The organism is Hafnia alvei (assembly GCF_900095695.1).
Classification (GTDB): Bacteria; Pseudomonadota; Gammaproteobacteria; order Enterobacterales; family Enterobacteriaceae; genus Hafnia; species Hafnia alvei_B.
Genome location: NZ_FMIQ01000057.1, coordinates 70,681 through 84,716, shown reverse-complemented (window position 1 = coordinate 84,716; position 14,036 = coordinate 70,681). Strand labels below are relative to the sequence as shown.

General features: G+C 50.7%; 15 protein-coding genes. 4 read left to right on the top strand and 11 right to left on the bottom strand.

The window, feature by feature from the left end; translation table 11 throughout:
• The 4 genes from livG to BN1044_RS14975 form a co-directional block, all read right to left on the bottom strand.
• Positions 1-771, bottom strand: a complete 771-nt coding sequence (livG, locus tag BN1044_RS14990; protein ID WP_072309381.1) for a high-affinity branched-chain amino acid ABC transporter ATP-binding protein LivG — start codon at positions 769-771, stop codon at positions 1-3.
• Positions 768-2,039, bottom strand: coding sequence for a high-affinity branched-chain amino acid ABC transporter permease LivM (locus tag BN1044_RS14985; protein ID WP_072309380.1), 1,272 nt, complete (start codon positions 2,037-2,039; stop codon positions 768-770). The genes livG and BN1044_RS14985 overlap by 4 nt, the downstream gene beginning before the upstream one ends.
• Positions 2,036-2,962 (bottom strand): high-affinity branched-chain amino acid ABC transporter permease LivH, encoded by a 927-nt coding sequence (gene livH / locus BN1044_RS14980; RefSeq protein ID WP_040046462.1) that lies wholly within the window; start codon positions 2,960-2,962, stop codon positions 2,036-2,038. Before livH ends, BN1044_RS14985 begins: the two co-directional genes overlap by 4 nt.
• Before the next feature lie 296 nt (positions 2,963-3,258).
• Positions 3,259-4,371: a branched-chain amino acid ABC transporter substrate-binding protein gene (locus BN1044_RS14975; protein WP_072309379.1), complete on the bottom strand. Its 1,113-nt coding sequence runs from the start codon at positions 4,369-4,371 to the stop codon at positions 3,259-3,261.
• Between the two features lie 417 nt (positions 4,372-4,788).
• Here BN1044_RS14975 and panM point away from each other — a divergent pair, with 417 nt between their 5' ends.
• The gene (gene panM, locus BN1044_RS14970; RefSeq protein ID WP_072309378.1) at positions 4,789-5,202 is read left to right on the top strand and encodes an aspartate 1-decarboxylase autocleavage activator PanM; all 414 of its coding nucleotides are present in this window, start codon (positions 4,789-4,791) and stop codon (positions 5,200-5,202) included.
• Between the two features lie 69 nt (positions 5,203-5,271).
• Here the strand turns inward: panM and rpoH are convergent, their stop codons facing one another.
• From rpoH to ftsY, 4 genes are all read right to left on the bottom strand, one after another.
• The gene (rpoH, locus tag BN1044_RS14965; RefSeq protein WP_025799396.1) at positions 5,272-6,123 is read right to left on the bottom strand and encodes an RNA polymerase sigma factor RpoH; all 852 of its coding nucleotides are present in this window, start codon (positions 6,121-6,123) and stop codon (positions 5,272-5,274) included.
• Between the two features lie 278 nt (positions 6,124-6,401).
• A complete protein-coding gene (gene ftsX / locus BN1044_RS14960) occupies positions 6,402-7,379 on the bottom strand; it encodes a permease-like cell division protein FtsX (RefSeq protein ID WP_072309377.1) in 978 nt (325 codons plus the stop codon).
• The gene (gene ftsE, locus BN1044_RS14955; RefSeq protein ID WP_004090701.1) at positions 7,372-8,040 is read right to left on the bottom strand and encodes a cell division ATP-binding protein FtsE; all 669 of its coding nucleotides are present in this window, start codon (positions 8,038-8,040) and stop codon (positions 7,372-7,374) included. Before ftsE ends, ftsX begins: the two co-directional genes overlap by 8 nt.
• A 5-nt stretch (positions 8,041-8,045) precedes the next feature.
• The gene (gene ftsY / locus BN1044_RS14950; RefSeq protein WP_072309376.1) at positions 8,046-9,926 is read right to left on the bottom strand and encodes a signal recognition particle-docking protein FtsY; all 1,881 of its coding nucleotides are present in this window, start codon (positions 9,924-9,926) and stop codon (positions 8,046-8,048) included.
• 208 nt (positions 9,927-10,134) lie between these two features.
• Between ftsY and rsmD the strand changes: the two genes are divergently transcribed.
• Both rsmD and BN1044_RS14940 read left to right on the top strand, forming a co-directional pair.
• Positions 10,135-10,716 carry a 16S rRNA (guanine(966)-N(2))-methyltransferase gene (rsmD, locus tag BN1044_RS14945; protein WP_072309484.1) on the top strand — a complete coding sequence of 194 codons (582 nt, stop codon included), beginning with the start codon at positions 10,135-10,137 and terminating at the stop codon, positions 10,714-10,716.
• A 15-nt stretch (positions 10,717-10,731) separates the two neighbouring features.
• The gene (locus BN1044_RS14940; RefSeq protein WP_025799404.1) at positions 10,732-11,004 is read left to right on the top strand and encodes a DUF1145 family protein; all 273 of its coding nucleotides are present in this window, start codon (positions 10,732-10,734) and stop codon (positions 11,002-11,004) included.
• 39 nt (positions 11,005-11,043) lie between these two features.
• Here BN1044_RS14940 and BN1044_RS14935 read toward each other — a convergent pair whose 3' ends face one another.
• Together BN1044_RS14935 and BN1044_RS14930 are read right to left on the bottom strand one after the other, a co-directional pair.
• Complete coding sequence (locus BN1044_RS14935; RefSeq protein WP_046459988.1) at positions 11,044-11,403, bottom strand: DUF2500 domain-containing protein; 360 nt, start codon at positions 11,401-11,403, stop codon at positions 11,044-11,046.
• Positions 11,400-11,720: a DUF1820 family protein gene (locus BN1044_RS14930; protein ID WP_072309375.1), complete on the bottom strand. Its 321-nt coding sequence runs from the start codon at positions 11,718-11,720 to the stop codon at positions 11,400-11,402. Before BN1044_RS14930 ends, BN1044_RS14935 begins: the two co-directional genes overlap by 4 nt.
• A 280-nt stretch (positions 11,721-12,000) precedes the next feature.
• On the opposite strand from BN1044_RS14930, the gene BN1044_RS14925 reads away from it, so the two are divergent.
• Positions 12,001-12,627 (top strand): lysoplasmalogenase, encoded by a 627-nt coding sequence (locus BN1044_RS14925; RefSeq protein ID WP_072309374.1) that lies wholly within the window; start codon positions 12,001-12,003, stop codon positions 12,625-12,627.
• A 74-nt stretch (positions 12,628-12,701) separates the two neighbouring features.
• Here the strand turns inward: BN1044_RS14925 and BN1044_RS14920 are convergent, their stop codons facing one another.
• Complete coding sequence (locus tag BN1044_RS14920) at positions 12,702-14,033, bottom strand: D-serine ammonia-lyase (RefSeq protein ID WP_072309373.1); 1,332 nt, start codon at positions 14,031-14,033, stop codon at positions 12,702-12,704.
• Positions 14,034-14,036 lie beyond the last annotated feature (3 nt).

Genomic DNA, 14,036 nt, shown 5'->3' with positions numbered 1-14,036 from the left:
TTACGCCTCTCCCAAATAAGCACGAATCACATCAGGATTATTGCGCACCTCTTCGGGTGAGCCTTGTGCCAGCGGGGTTCCCTGATTCACCACGTAAATTCGGTCTGAAATATCCATCACCAGTTTCATATCATGCTCAATCAACAGCACAGAGACCTGATGATGATTGCGTAAATCGGCGATCAGCTCGTTAAGCTCATCTGTCTCTTTTGGGTTAAGCCCTGCCGCCGGTTCATCCAGCATCAACAGCTCAGGACGCGTCACCATACAGCGGGCTATCTCTAACCGGCGCTGCTGACCATAGGCTAAATTGCCCGCCTGACGGTTAGCAAACTCCAGCAATCCCACGCGATCTAACCATACGGCCGCGCGCTCTAACGCATCGGCTTCAGCGCGGCGAAACGTTGGCGTTTTTAGCAGGCCAGCAAACACCCCGCTTTTCAGGTGCTGATGCTGTGCAACCAGCAGGTTTTCTACCACCGTCATCTCTTTGAACAGACGGACATGCTGGAACGTTCTCACCACGCCCATTCGTGCAATTTGCTGCCCAGCCAGCCCCGCAAGCTCACGGTCGCGCAGTTTTATCGAGCCGCTGCTCGGGCGATAAAAACCGGTTAGGCAGTTAAATACCGTGGTTTTCCCCGCCCCGTTTGGCCCAATGAGAGAGACAATTTCTCCCTCATTAAGCATCAGCGCGACGTTATTCACCGCCAACAATCCGCCGAAGCGCATGCATAAATTATTCACTAGCAACAGAGGTTTTGCGCTCATGCTTGGCCTCCTTTGCGTGGGGCGAATTTCAGCTGTGGGCGTTTCATTGGCAGTAATCCTTGCGGCCGCCAAATCATCATCAACACCATCAGCGCACCGAGCAACAACATGCTGTATTCATTTAAATCACGCATCAGTTCGCGAGACACCACCAAGATCACCGCAGCCAGAATCACCGCAAACTGCGATCCCATCCCGCCCAATACCACAATCGCCAGCACAAAGGCTGATTCGACGAAGGTGAATGATTCAGGGCTAACAAACCCCTGCCGCGCCGCAAATAAGGTTCCCGCAAAACCGGCAAACGCCGCGCTGATGGTAAACGCCGTTAGCTTAATCCGCGTTGGGCTCAGGCCTAATGAGCGACAGGCTATTTCGTCTTCGCGCAGCGCTTCCCATGCTCGCCCAAGCGGCATTCTTAGCAGTCGGTTGATGACAAACAGCGTTATCACCACCAGCAACAACGCCACGAGATATAAGAAAATAATGCGATCGCTTGGGTCATATTTCAGGCCAAAGAATTCATGGAATGATCCCCAGCCACCGTCGCGCACGCTGCGGTTAAACTCCAATCCAAAGAGGGTTGGCTTTGGGATCTGGCTGATACCGTTTGGCCCACCGGTAATATCCGTGTTGTTCAGCAGCAAAATACGTACAATTTCGCCGAAGCCTAACGTAACAATCGCCAAATAGTCGCCGCGCAGCCGCAGCACAGGAAATCCTAGCAGCAGGCCAAAAGCCGCGGCCACAATCCCTGCAATCGGCAGGCTTTCCCAAAATCCAATGCCATAATAGTGATTGAGCAGCGCGTAGGTATAAGCGCCGATGGCATAAAACCCACCGTACCCCAACACTAACAAGCCAGACAGCCCGACCACCACATTCAGACCCAGCCCCAGCATGACGTAGATAAGCGTCAGGGTGGCAATATCCACCGTGCCGCGTGATACCACGAACGGCCAAACTACCGCCGCGATGAGGATCAGCGCTAATACCAATTTCTGCTTTGGCGTAGAACCATCCAAGCTTGGCAGCACTAAAGAAGGGCCAGCGACTTTCTTGAAACCCTGCTGGATCATCGGGCGCATCAATTGGAAGAAAAAGACCACCACACAGCCCGCGCCAATCCATTCCCAGCGTACAGAATCCGCCAGATTCACCACCAAATGGGTGCCATCTAGGCCAAGCTGAACACCCATAATAAACGACGCGAGGATAAACATCGTGATGGTCGAAATAATCGCATTAACCAGATTGAGCTGTTTCATACTTTCTCAACCTCCGGGCGCCCCAAGATGCCGGTAGGCATCACCAGCAGCACCACAATCAGCAAGGCAAAAGACACTACGTCTTTATATTCCGTACTCAGATACGCAGAGGTTAGCGCTTCTGCCACGCCGAGGATCAGGCCGCCAATCATCGCACCAGGAATACTGCCAATGCCTCCCAATACCGCTGCGGTAAAGGCTTTCATGCCCGCCATAAACCCAATATATGGGTTAATAACGCCGTAAAATTGCCCCAGCAATACGCCAGCCACAGCCGCCATAGCGGCGCCAATCACAAAGGTCAGAGAGATAACGCGATCGGTGCTGATACCCAGCAGGCTCGCCATTTTAAGGTCTTCGGCGCAGGCACGGCAGGCGCGCCCCATGCGGGAATAACGGATGAATAACGTCAGCGCCAGCATAGCGAGGAACGTCACCACCCAGATAATGATTTGCATGGTGGAAATACTGGCGGCAAAGCCGTTACTTTCTCCCAGCGTCCATTGGCCGGTCACCAAGCGCGGCAGCGCCAGATCGCGTGAACCCTGTGTAAGGCTGACATAGTTTTGTAAAAAGATGGACATCCCAATCGCGGAGATCAGCGCAATAAGGCGTTTTGACGAGCGAACGGGCTTATAAGCCACGCGCTCAATGCTCCAGCCATAGGCACTGGTGATGACGATCGCCACAATGAATGCAGCCCCAATCAATAACCAGCTGGCATCGATACCGAGCATCATCAGCGCCGCAATCACAATAAAGGAGACATAGCTGCCGATCATATAAACCTCGCCGTGCGCGAAGTTGATCATGCCGATAATGCCGTAAACCATGGTGTAACCAATGGCGATCAGCGCATAGGTGCTCCCCAGCGTTACGCCGTTGAACATCTGCTGAATGAAATAAAGGAACTGTTCTGACATACCCTATCCTCATACCACACAAGGGCTTAGTGATGATGTCCAGCACGGTATCATGCTTATCTAAAGCATATGTGTAAGATTCCGTCCGCCCATTAATTCCGCATTTTTATGCAACATGCGTGTAGGCGTACGGGCAGAGACCGCCAGTGCGTGGTCTCTGCACTCCCGCACTTTTTCCGAGATGGCATTTTCGCTTCGGTTTGGTATCGCCCATCCAGGGCGCCCCAAACTCCAGCACAACGTCCTTGTTGTGCTGGCTCGTCCTACCAATACATAAAAACACTATCGATCAGAACTTACTTCACCGCGGTTGAAGAACCATCGGCGTGCCATTCGAAGATACCGAACTCAAAGCCTTTCAGGTCGCCTTTGTCATCCCAGCTCAATGGCCCCATCACGGTATCAACCGGTTGAGCCTTGAGGTTTTTGATGATGTCAGCAGGCTCTTCGCTTTTGCTGCGCTCCATGCCGGTGGTCAGCGATTGCAGCGCGGCATAGGTGGTCCACACAAACGGGCCAGTTGGGTCCAGTTTTTTGGCTTTCAGCGAGTCTACGATGGCTTTGTTAGCCGGAACCTGATCGTAGCGCTGTGGCAGCGTGACCAACATGCCTTCGGAAGCATCTCCCGCGATGTTAGATAAAGAAGAGTTACCCACGCCCTCTGGTCCCATAAACTTAGCTTTCAGGCCAGCTTGCTTAGCCTGACGCAAAATCTGCCCCATCTCTGGGTAATAGCCGCCGAAGTAAACAAAATCGACGTTCTCTTTCTTCAGTTTAGCCACTAGCGTGGAGAAATCTTTGTCACCTGCCGTCACACCTTCAAACAGCACGGGCTTCACATTGGCTTTTTCCAACGCATCTTTAACCGAGCGTGCCAAGCCTTCACCATATTGCTGTTTGTCATGCACCACGGCGATACGCTGCGGTTTAATGGTATTGAGAATATAGTTGGCCGCCGTTGGCCCCTGATCGGAGTCCAACCCGGTGGTACGCATAATCAGCTTATAGCCGCGCGTGGTGAGATCGGCATTGGTCGCCGCTGGGGTGATCATCAACACGCCTTCATCTTCGTAAATATCCGATGCGGGCTGGGTTGAAGAAGAACACAGATGGCCAATAACATAGCGAATGCCATCGTTAATCACCTTGTTTGCCACCGCTACCGCTTGTTTAGGATCGCAGGCATCGTCGTATTCCACGCCGACCAGTTTGTCGCCATTCACGCCGCCTTTCGCGTTGATATCCGCAATCGCCTGCTTAGCACCGGTAAACTCCATATCGCCATATTGCGCCACTGGGCCAGACATCGCGCCCACAATGGCAATTTTAATGTCCTTTGCCATCACGCTGCTGCTCATGGCTAACGCCATACAGCCCGCCAGAAAAACCTTACCCTTGTTAATACTCATCCGCTCATCCCCACCTGTCGTTATGTTTGTTGTGTTTGCTTTGATGTGTTATCACGCAACATATTATTAACATGAAATGCTTTTATGCATAAGAAATAATGAATTATGTGATTTCGCAGCAATATTTCCTAATAACACTTTATTTTTCATATCATTAAACAGGGATTTTATTCTGTAAATCAAATCAGAACACTAGAAACAAGCGGTGTAAACAGCACAAAAATCGGAGCAATGCGGCAACATTTACCACGAGATAAGCACGTTCATCTGATAAACAATTCATTTACTAATTTTTTACTCTGAAAATAGCAGATCGATAAAAATAATCCGCTCAGATTTTGTACACCAAAAGTTACACCGTCAATGGATGCAGATCATTTACAATGCTTAGCAATTATTCTTGGCAGAAGATAAAACATGAAACTCACCATTGAACGCTTAGTAGAATTAAATTCAGATGATATCCGTGATTTGGGAAAAGTGTGGCCAGAGCAGCAGCCAGAGGCATGGCAAGCGTGGCTCGAGGCGGGAAATGCCCTATTCGCCGCCCGTTTCAATGACCGACTATTAGGCGCCGTAAAGGTATTTCTCGATAAACCCAAAGGTTTCGCCACGCTACACGACCTGTGTGTGCGAGAAGTAACCCGCCGCCGCGGCGTAGGTTTATATCTGATGGAAGATACTCTGCGTCAGTTGCCCGATATCAACGTTTGGCAGTTAGCCGTGAGCGAGGTTCCTAGTGAAAACCGTGCAGAGATGGATGCTTTCATGAAGGCGTGTGGGTTTAACTTCTGCGAACTGAGCAACGGCGAACAGGGCTGGCAGAGTTAGGATGAAAATGACAAATAAAAAAGGCGATGCTAAGCATCGCCTTTTGTCAGACTGTCGTGCGTTTAAAGCTTAGGCTTCAATTGCTGCACGCAGTTTTTTCATTGCGTTCTTTTCAAGCTGACGCACACGCTCTGCAGACACACCGTATTGATCGGCCAGTTCTTGCAGCGTTGCTTTGTTGTCGTCGTCTAACCAACGGGCACGAATAATGTGTTGGCTACGCTCATCCAAGCCTTCCATCGCTAAGCTCAGTTTGTCGGCGGCGTGGCTATCCCAGTTGTCATCTTCAATATCGTTGGCGAAATCAGAAGATTTATCCTGTAGGAACAGCACTGGCGCAGCAGGTGAGCTGTCATCGTCGTCGTTAGACATGTCAAAAGCCATGTCCTGCGCGGCCATACGCGATTCCATTTCCAGCACGTCTTTTTCAGACACGCCCAGCTCGCGAGCAACCAGTTCCACTTCGTCCTGATTGAACCAGCCTAAACGCTGCTTGGTTTTACGCAGGTTGAAGAACAGCTTACGCTGGGCTTTGGTGGTCGCAACCTTCACAATGCGCCAGTTACGCAGCACATATTCGTGAATTTCAGCTTTGATCCAGTGAACCGCAAAGGACACCAGTCGTACGCCCATTTCTGGGTTAAAACGACGCACAGCTTTCATCAGGCCGATGTTACCTTCCTGAATTAGGTCTGCCTGCGGCAACCCGTAGCCGGCATAGTTACGGGCAACATGAACAACAAAGCGCAGGTGCGACAGAATCAGCTGTTTTGCTGCATCCAAGTCACCCTCGTAATGCAGTCGTTCACCCAGTTCTTTCTCTTCCTCTGCTGTCAGCATCGGATAGGTGTTGGCCGCACGTACGTAAGCTTCCAAGCTACCTTGAGGAACTAAGGTTAAAGTTTGCATCTCTTTGGTCATTCAAACCCTCTCAATATTCAATCCAGCCGTACTAGTAACGCCGTAGCAATTCTAACGATATAACAGCGCGGACACTAACACGATTCTGCAAAATTTGACCGTGAGTTATCCCACAAGTTCAATGTTGCGTGCATAAATTTAGCACAATTCTACAACAGACATGAACTCATTGGGAATGTGATGGGGGGAGTATAGGATGGAGAACCGGTATCGGGTTTAACCAAAATGGCTCTTCCCCCGTCAGCAACTCAACGAGGGAAGAGTATAACACTATTTCACTATTGTGGTGTAAATCGGCGTAAATGTTGAACGGTGGCCAGCCACGCGGCAATCCAGCCAATCATGGCGGAGACCAGCACCAACAATAGGCACTCATCCCAGCCTAAGCCATGTAGCACAAACGTGGTGCCAAATACCGAGGCCACTTTGGCAACCGCGGAACCCAGCTGCCATACCATCGCCTGAGACAAAATTAGCGATAGAACTGCGCCACTAAAGCCTAACAGCGCACCGCCATTAAGGAATGGCCGAAGAATAAATCCGTCGGTCGCTCCAATCAGCTTCATCACGTTGATGGTGTCGCGACGGCTGAATATGCTCAGACGCACGCTGTTACCAATCACCAAGAACACGGCCACAATCATCAAAATACCAATCATCGCCGCGACCTGTCCGACCAGCCCGGTTAACGCAGCCAAACGCGCAAACCAGCTGTCGTCCATGCGAACTTCATCAACCCCTTTCACGGCCGCTACGCGATCGCGCAGGGTGTTAAGGGTATCACTACTTTCGAAATTCATTTTTGGCGTAATAATGGCCACTGCAGGAAGCGGGTTCTCTTCCAGCATATCAAGCGCACCGCCAAAGCCTGACCAGTTGCGGAATTCGCCCAGCGCTTCTTCTCGCGAGAGGTAGTTAACTTTATCCACGCCCTCTTCGCCTTTCAGCACCGTCATCACTTGCTCGGCAGCGTCGTCATCCAGCGCCTTATCCAGATAAACCGTTAACTGCGGCGTTGGATACCACTGTGAAGCCGCTTCGCTGACGTTTTTGTAGACCAGATAGCATACGCTGGGCAGGGTCAGTGAAATAGCAATGACCATCACCGTAAGCAGGGTCGCCAATGGCTGGCGCATCATATCAGCCAGCGTGTTAACCCATGCATAGCGCCACTGTTCACGCCAGCCGCCACGCAGCGCCTTAGCTTTATCCGGCATTTTCGCGCGCGAGGCCGAACGATTTGGAGCCTTAGCCATGCGAAATACCTCCGTCCATACGTCCCTGACTGAGCGTCAGCATACGGTAGCGACGGCGCGCAATCAGTCCCATATCATGGGTTGCCATCAGCACCGTAACGCCCACACGGTTGAACTCTTCGAACAGGCGCAAAATACCTTCTGACAGCGCCTCATCCAAGTTACCGGTTGGCTCATCCGCTAATAGCACGGCAGGCTTGTTAACCACCGCACGGGCGATCCCAACGCGCTGCTGTTCACCGCCGGAAAGCTGGATCGGGAAGTTTTTGGCTTTGTCCAATAACCCCACTTTATCCAGCGCCGCAGAGACACGGCGACGGATATCTTCGCTGCTGGCACCTGAAATAATCAGCGGCATCGACACGTTGTCGTATACCGTTCGATCCATCAACAGATGGTGGTCTTGGAAAATCATGCCAATCTGGCGACGCAAAAACGGAACTTCTGAGTTGCGTAAGCGGCTGATGTCATGACCACCAAAAAGAATATGTCCTGCGCTTGGGCGCTCAATGCCACATATCAGTTTAAGCAGGGTACTTTTCCCTGCGCCTGAGTGACCGGTGAGAAACGCCATCTCGCCCTGACGTAGATGAAAATCTACGCCTTGCAGAGCCTGACGCCCGCCCAGATACGCTTTACTGACCTGTTCGAAGCGAATCATCCGTATTAATCCTCACGGGCAAAAAGTGCCTCAATAAAATCGTCGGCCTTGAATGGCCGTAAATCTTCGATACCTTCACCAACCCCGATATAGCGGATCGGAATGCCAAACTGATCGGCCACGGCGAAGATCACCCCGCCTTTAGCGGTGCCATCCAGCTTGGTTAATGTAATACCGGTCAGGCCGACCGCTTCGTTAAACAGTTTTGCCTGACTCACGGCGTTTTGTCCGGTGCTAGCATCAATCGTCAGCATAACCTCATGTGGCGCATCTTCGTCCAACTTTTTCATTACGCGAACGATTTTCTTCAGCTCTTCCATCAAGTGCGATTTGTTCTGCAAGCGTCCTGCGGTATCTGCCAGTAACACGTCGATATTACGTGCTTTGGCGGCTTGAATCGCATCAAAGATGACGGAAGCAGAATCGGCACCGGTATGCTGTGCAACCACGGGAATATTGTTTCGCTCACCCCAAACCTGCAGCTGTTCAACCGCCGCCGCACGGAAGGTATCGCCCGCCGCGAGCATCACAGATTTGCCTTCGGCTTGGAACTGGCGAGCCAGCTTACCAATCGTGGTGGTTTTGCCCACGCCGTTAACGCCAACCATCAAGATAACAAACGGCGTATGGCCGCTGACGTCTAGCGGTTTATCAACGGTGCTTAGAATCTCACCCATCTCTTCTTTCAGTTTGCCATACAGCGACTCAGCATCTTTGAGCTCTTTGCGGCTAGCATGTTCAGTCAGAGATTTGATAATTTTATTGGTGGTTTCAACGCCAACGTCGGCAATCAGCAACTGTTCTTCCAGCTCTTCAAACAGATCGTCGTCGATTTTCTTACCACGGAACAAGCCGAAAAATCCGGAACCCAGATTTTGTTTGGTTTTCAGCAGGCTGCGCTTAAGTCGAGCAAAGAACCCCTCTTTCGTTGGGCGTTCCTGTTCGTGCTGAACCACTGCCGCAGCTTCTGGTTGCGCGTCAGCTTGAGATTCATCCTCATCAGTTTCATCAACGTCTGATTCGTCAGTATCAGCTTCATCAACGACGTCGGTATCCAGATCGACAACTTCTTCTGAGCGCGCAATCTCAGCGATTACGTCGATGGCTTCAGGCTCAGGCTCGGAAACGGATTCCCCCACCACTGGCTCATGTTTAATCGCATCATCCTCAGCGATTTCCTGCTCAACCAGCTCTTCGATGTACGGCTCATCAATAACCGGTTCTTGATGAACATGCGGATGTGCCGCTTCAGTCAGCGTAATCACTTGTTCGGCAAACACTTCCGCATCATGTTCGAGATGCTCACCGCCGTGGTGATTATCGTGCTTGTTCACCAGTGGTTCACTGGCATGAATAATATTTTCAGCGGTTGTCTGAGCGGAAACTGGCGTGTGCTCAGGTTCGATCTGTTCCGGTTCAGCGATAGCTTCCAGCGCAGGTGCTTCTTCGTGATGCGCCTGAGTAAGCTCTACAATTTGCTCAGCAAAAACCTCAGCACCTTGCGCATCGGGACGATGCTCGTGGCTTGACGCTAAATGCTCCGTCGTTTCAACCAGTTCATCAGCCAATACTTTGGCTGGCGCTTCACGCTGGGCATGCTGCTCCGCCAACGGCAGATTTTCAGCGGCATGTTCTGGTGCAACGGTGGCATCCCATTCGCCGGGAGTCTCCACGGAAGCCGCATAGTCAGATTCACGCTCAGGCAGTTTGTCATCCAGCGATTCTGACGTAGTTGTCTGCTCTAATGGCGCATCAGCTTGATGTTGTTCTGTTTCTTCTACCACTGGTGGCGTTTGTTGTTCGTCTTCTTGCGCCTTTTCCGGCTGCTCTTCCTGACGCCCAAACCCTAACCAGGAGAAAAAACCACGTTTTTTATCTTTTGCCATAGTGCGACGACTCTCCCGCCTGAAATTCAAAATTGTTGATAAACTACAATTGAACAAGTTTATCACTTAACCCCTTATCGCAACATGCATGCGGATGGGTTTCAAGTGGCATTTCCATCAATAAACGGTTACCTTGCACGGCAACAATGAAGATTGGCCTGTTATGGCACCGTCTAATACAGCAACCCAAACAAAAAATACCGCATTCATGGCAAAAAAACCTGCATCCCAATCCAGCGGACAAATCCGCATCATTGGCGGCCTATGGCGTGGCCGAAAACTTCCCGTCCCAGATAGCCCCGGCCTGCGCCCCACCACGGATCGCGTGCGTGAAACGCTGTTTAACTGGCTGACTCCCGAGCTGAATGGTGCTCGCTGTCTCGATTGTTTTGCCGGCAGCGGTGCTTTGGGCTTTGAAGCCGTTTCTCGCTATGCCGAGCACGCTACGCTGCTTGAAGCCGACCGCACGGTTGCTGCCCAGCTCAAAAAAAATGTCGCGCTGATTGATACCGATAAAATCACGGTGCAAAACACCGATGCGCTAAAATGGCTATCACAGCCGGGTACACCCTATCAGGTGGTTTTTCTCGATCCTCCCTTTAGAAAAGGGCTATTGGCAGAAACGATTACGCTGCTAGAAACGCATGGCTGGCTCGCGGATGAAGCCTTTATTTACGTTGAGGCCGAAGCGGAAAGTGCAGCTGCAGACGTCCCTGCAAACTGGGCATTGCACCGCGAAAAAGTGGCGGGTCAGGTCGCTTATCGTTTATATACGCGCAGCGCGTCATAATTCGAGGAAATCATAATGGGAATTAATATTGGCCGCTTACTCATGCTGTGCGTGTGGGGATTTATGCTGGTCAACATCATCCATCCTTACACCCGCCCGCTGAATATCTTTATGAACGTGGCGCTGGTGTTTATGGTGTTGATGCACGGTTTACAGGTCACGATGCTGAAAACTACGTTAACCAAAGACCAGCCGAAGATCGGCAAATGGCAGGAAGTACGGATTTTCCTGTTTGGCGTTTTTGAGCTGCTGGCTTGGCAGAAAAAGAATACTCCGCCGAAGAAATAACGAATGGCTGGAGAGTCCTCCCCAACAGGGGAGGTTTGGCTATTGCGCCTGTGGTTCAAAGCTCACGAAGCGCGTGCCCTGCGTGCTGAGCGTACCACGCGCACCTTTATCTATCTGGTGATAGGTTTTTTCAGGTACGACAAATTTCAGCTCACTTCCCCCCATTATCGGCTGGAAATAAACCTCATACCGCATGTCTTCCCCCGCGATCACTTCACGCTGGCGTGAACGCCGATTGGGCGCAGGAAACTCACGCTTAGCGCTCACTTCAACCTGTTGAGTGCTTAACGGTGCGGCATCGTTAATCGCATTTTGACGGCGTTGCTGCATGAAACGTTGGGCAGCAAATACCACAATAACAGCAACGATCACGACAAATATCAGCGGTGGCTTACTCATGGTTTTTTGCCGGGAAGATAAGGGAAAGCGGTGACATTATTGCCTAAATCAGAGATCCGCGCACTGCCGCGTTCGGTAACGGCATCAATGCGAATAACGGCCTGAATAGGAATATAGCTGCGCTCTACGCCAGAGAATTCGTTCTTCAACTTCTCCTCTGAGGGATCGACCAGCACGGCGCTTTGGGTATCAAAAACAAAATCGGCGATTTCGAGAAAACCAAACAGATTGCTTTGCACCATTTCACGCACGTAAATCTGATAGTTTTTGCCGTTGTTCATAAACTGAATTCGGTATAGAGGCGCTTGACCAGACATGACGTTCCTCATCACTGCCAATGGGCAATTTTCAATTCAATAACCTTTTCGCTACCACAACGCCTGCTCGGCAGCATATGCGCTATGGATACAGCGGGTTAACATAACATGAAGTTGTTTACACTTCATCCGCACCGATAGCAGGTAAAGTCATTGTCGTCGCCAGCCGTGATCCCCTACACTCAGAAGATAAGTGACTATCTATTTATTCTTATTCTTGATGCAACGTTAGCATCATAAGAATCAGAAAATTAACCTGCTAATTAAAAAAGGATAAATGATGAGTTGGGCTTTTCTTGCAGTCTTATTTTCTGGTTGGCTATTTGTTGATGCCAGCTATCGTGGCCCGCGCTGGCAACGTTGGGTCTTCAAACCCGTCACCATGCTGTTGCTGCTTTTGCTGGCATGGAGCGCACCCAATATTCAGGCCAGCGGCTATCTAATTCTACTTGGCCTGCTCGCCACGCTTGCCGCCGATGCCCTGTTATTATTGCCACGCGAGCGCATGCTGTACGCCATCGGTGCGTTTTTCTTATCACACCTTCTGTACACCATCAGCTTCGCCAGTGCCTTAACGGTATCGTTTTATCTGCCCATGCTGGCTGTGTTAATCGTTATCGGAATTATTCTGATCGCAACCATTTGGACGCGCTTAGAAGATATGCGCTGGCCGGTGGTGACCTATATTGCGATGACGCTGTTGATGGTATGGATGGCAGGCGATCAATACTTTGCACGCGGCACCGATTTTGGTTTCTCACTGTTGGTGGGAGCATCGCTGTTGCTGCTGTCTAACGTGGTATGGCTGGTTAACCGCTACCGATTCACGTTCCGTGCCGCTGACGCCATTATCGCCGCCAGCTATTTTGCCGGTCATTTCCTGATTGTGCGTTCGTTGTATTTGTAAGATCAGCTGATAATCGCCAGATAAATATAGAAACGGGGCCATTCGCCCCGTTCGCCTATTTATCACGCGAGAAACTAGACTTTCGCCGCAGCAAGATATTTCGCCATCTCATCTGCTGGCACCATGCCTCCACCCGTTGCCCATACCAAGTGAGTCGCATTTTGCATTTTCTGTGCGTCTAATCCGTGGCTCTGTAAATATTGAGTATCCCCACAGACTCGTGCGGCTCCCGGCATTCCCGCCAGCGCCGAAGGTTCTAGCTGAATACCTTGCTGCTGGTTTAGAAGCCCTAACAGGTTATACATTTCCTGATCGCTTAAGGTATATAAACCATCAAGCAGGCGCTCCATCGCTCGCCCAACAAAGCCGGATGCACGGCCAACGGCTAAACCATCGGCTGCGGTGATATTGTCGATCCCAATATCCTGAACTGAAATTTCATCATGCAGACCCGTATGAATACCCAGAAGCATGCACGGTGAATGAGTGGGCTCCGCAAAGAAGCAATGTACGTTGTCGCCAAAGGCTAATTTCAGGCCAAATGCGACTCCGCCGGGGCCACCACCCACGCCGCACGGCAGATAAACAAACAGCGGATGTTCGGCATCAACGTGAATATTCATTTGGCTAAACTGTTGGCGTAAACGCCCACCGGCAACGGCATAACCTAAAAATAGCGTGCGTGAATTTTCGTCATCAATAAAGAAACAATGGGGATCTGATTCCGCCTCTTTGCGTCCTTGAGCAACAGCCACGCCATAATCCTGCGCATACTCCACCACATTCACGCCGTGCTCACGCAGTTTTTGCTTTTTCCACGCCCGCGCATCAGCAGACATATGCACACTAACGCTGAAGCCAAGTTTGGCGCTCATAATGCCGATCGACATGCCTAGATTACCGGTAGAGCCCACCGCAATGCTGTATTGGCTAAAGAATTGGCGAAACTTATCAGAGTACAGAACGCTATAGTCATCTTCTTCTGACAGCATTCCCGCTTCAATGGCCAGTTTTTCAGCGTGGGTAAGCACTTCATAAATCCCACCACGTGCTTTGATCGACCCAGAGATAGGCAAATGACTGTCTTTTTTCAGCATCAGTTGGCCAGCAATTTTTTGCTGATGGCGCTGTTCCAGCGCAGCCTGCATCTCAGGAATCGCAACAACTTCAGACTCAATAATACCGTGCGTTTTTTGCGTTTCTGGGAACGCTAAGCAAAGGTAAGGGGCAAATCGCTGAAGGCGCGCCTCCGCCTGCGTAACGTCATCCTGCGTCAAACCAACGTAAGGAAGCCCCTCCGCCAACGTGGTGGTGTTCGGGTTAAACCACGTAACTTCATCTAAGTTAATCAGCTGTTTAACCAATGGATATTGTTCAACCAAATGTTCAATTTCAAACGTATTCATAAA

Excerpts from the sequence above, each read along its gene's own strand:
- livH (WP_040046462.1), bottom strand. The coding sequence starts at position 2,962 with ATGTCAGAACAGTTCCTTTATTTCATTCAGCAGATGTTCAACGGCGTA.
- BN1044_RS14925 (WP_072309374.1), top strand. The coding sequence starts at position 12,001 with ATGAGTTGGGCTTTTCTTGCAGTCTTATTTTCTGGTTGGCTATTTGTT.
- ftsX (WP_072309377.1), bottom strand. The coding sequence starts at position 7,379 with ATGGCTAAGGCTCCAAATCGTTCGGCCTCGCGCGCGAAAATGCCGGAT.
- BN1044_RS14975 (WP_072309379.1), bottom strand. The coding sequence starts at position 4,371 with ATGAGTATTAACAAGGGTAAGGTTTTTCTGGCGGGCTGTATGGCGTTA.
- ftsE (WP_004090701.1), bottom strand. The coding sequence starts at position 8,040 with ATGATTCGCTTCGAACAGGTCAGTAAAGCGTATCTGGGCGGGCGTCAG.
- panM (WP_072309378.1), top strand. The coding sequence starts at position 4,789 with ATGAAACTCACCATTGAACGCTTAGTAGAATTAAATTCAGATGATATC.
- BN1044_RS14930 (WP_072309375.1), bottom strand. The coding sequence starts at position 11,720 with ATGTCTGGTCAAGCGCCTCTATACCGAATTCAGTTTATGAACAACGGC.
- livG (WP_072309381.1), bottom strand. The coding sequence starts at position 771 with ATGAGCGCAAAACCTCTGTTGCTAGTGAATAATTTATGCATGCGCTTC.
- BN1044_RS14940 (WP_025799404.1), top strand. The coding sequence starts at position 10,732 with ATGGGAATTAATATTGGCCGCTTACTCATGCTGTGCGTGTGGGGATTT.
- BN1044_RS14985 (WP_072309380.1), bottom strand. The coding sequence starts at position 2,039 with ATGAAACAGCTCAATCTGGTTAATGCGATTATTTCGACCATCACGATG.
- rpoH (WP_025799396.1), bottom strand. The coding sequence starts at position 6,123 with ATGACCAAAGAGATGCAAACTTTAACCTTAGTTCCTCAAGGTAGCTTG.
- rsmD (WP_072309484.1), top strand. The coding sequence starts at position 10,135 with ATGGCAAAAAAACCTGCATCCCAATCCAGCGGACAAATCCGCATCATT.
- BN1044_RS14920 (WP_072309373.1), bottom strand. The coding sequence starts at position 14,033 with ATGAATACGTTTGAAATTGAACATTTGGTTGAACAATATCCATTGGTT.
- ftsY (WP_072309376.1), bottom strand. The coding sequence starts at position 9,926 with ATGGCAAAAGATAAAAAACGTGGTTTTTTCTCCTGGTTAGGGTTTGGG.
- BN1044_RS14935 (WP_046459988.1), bottom strand. The coding sequence starts at position 11,403 with ATGAGTAAGCCACCGCTGATATTTGTCGTGATCGTTGCTGTTATTGTG.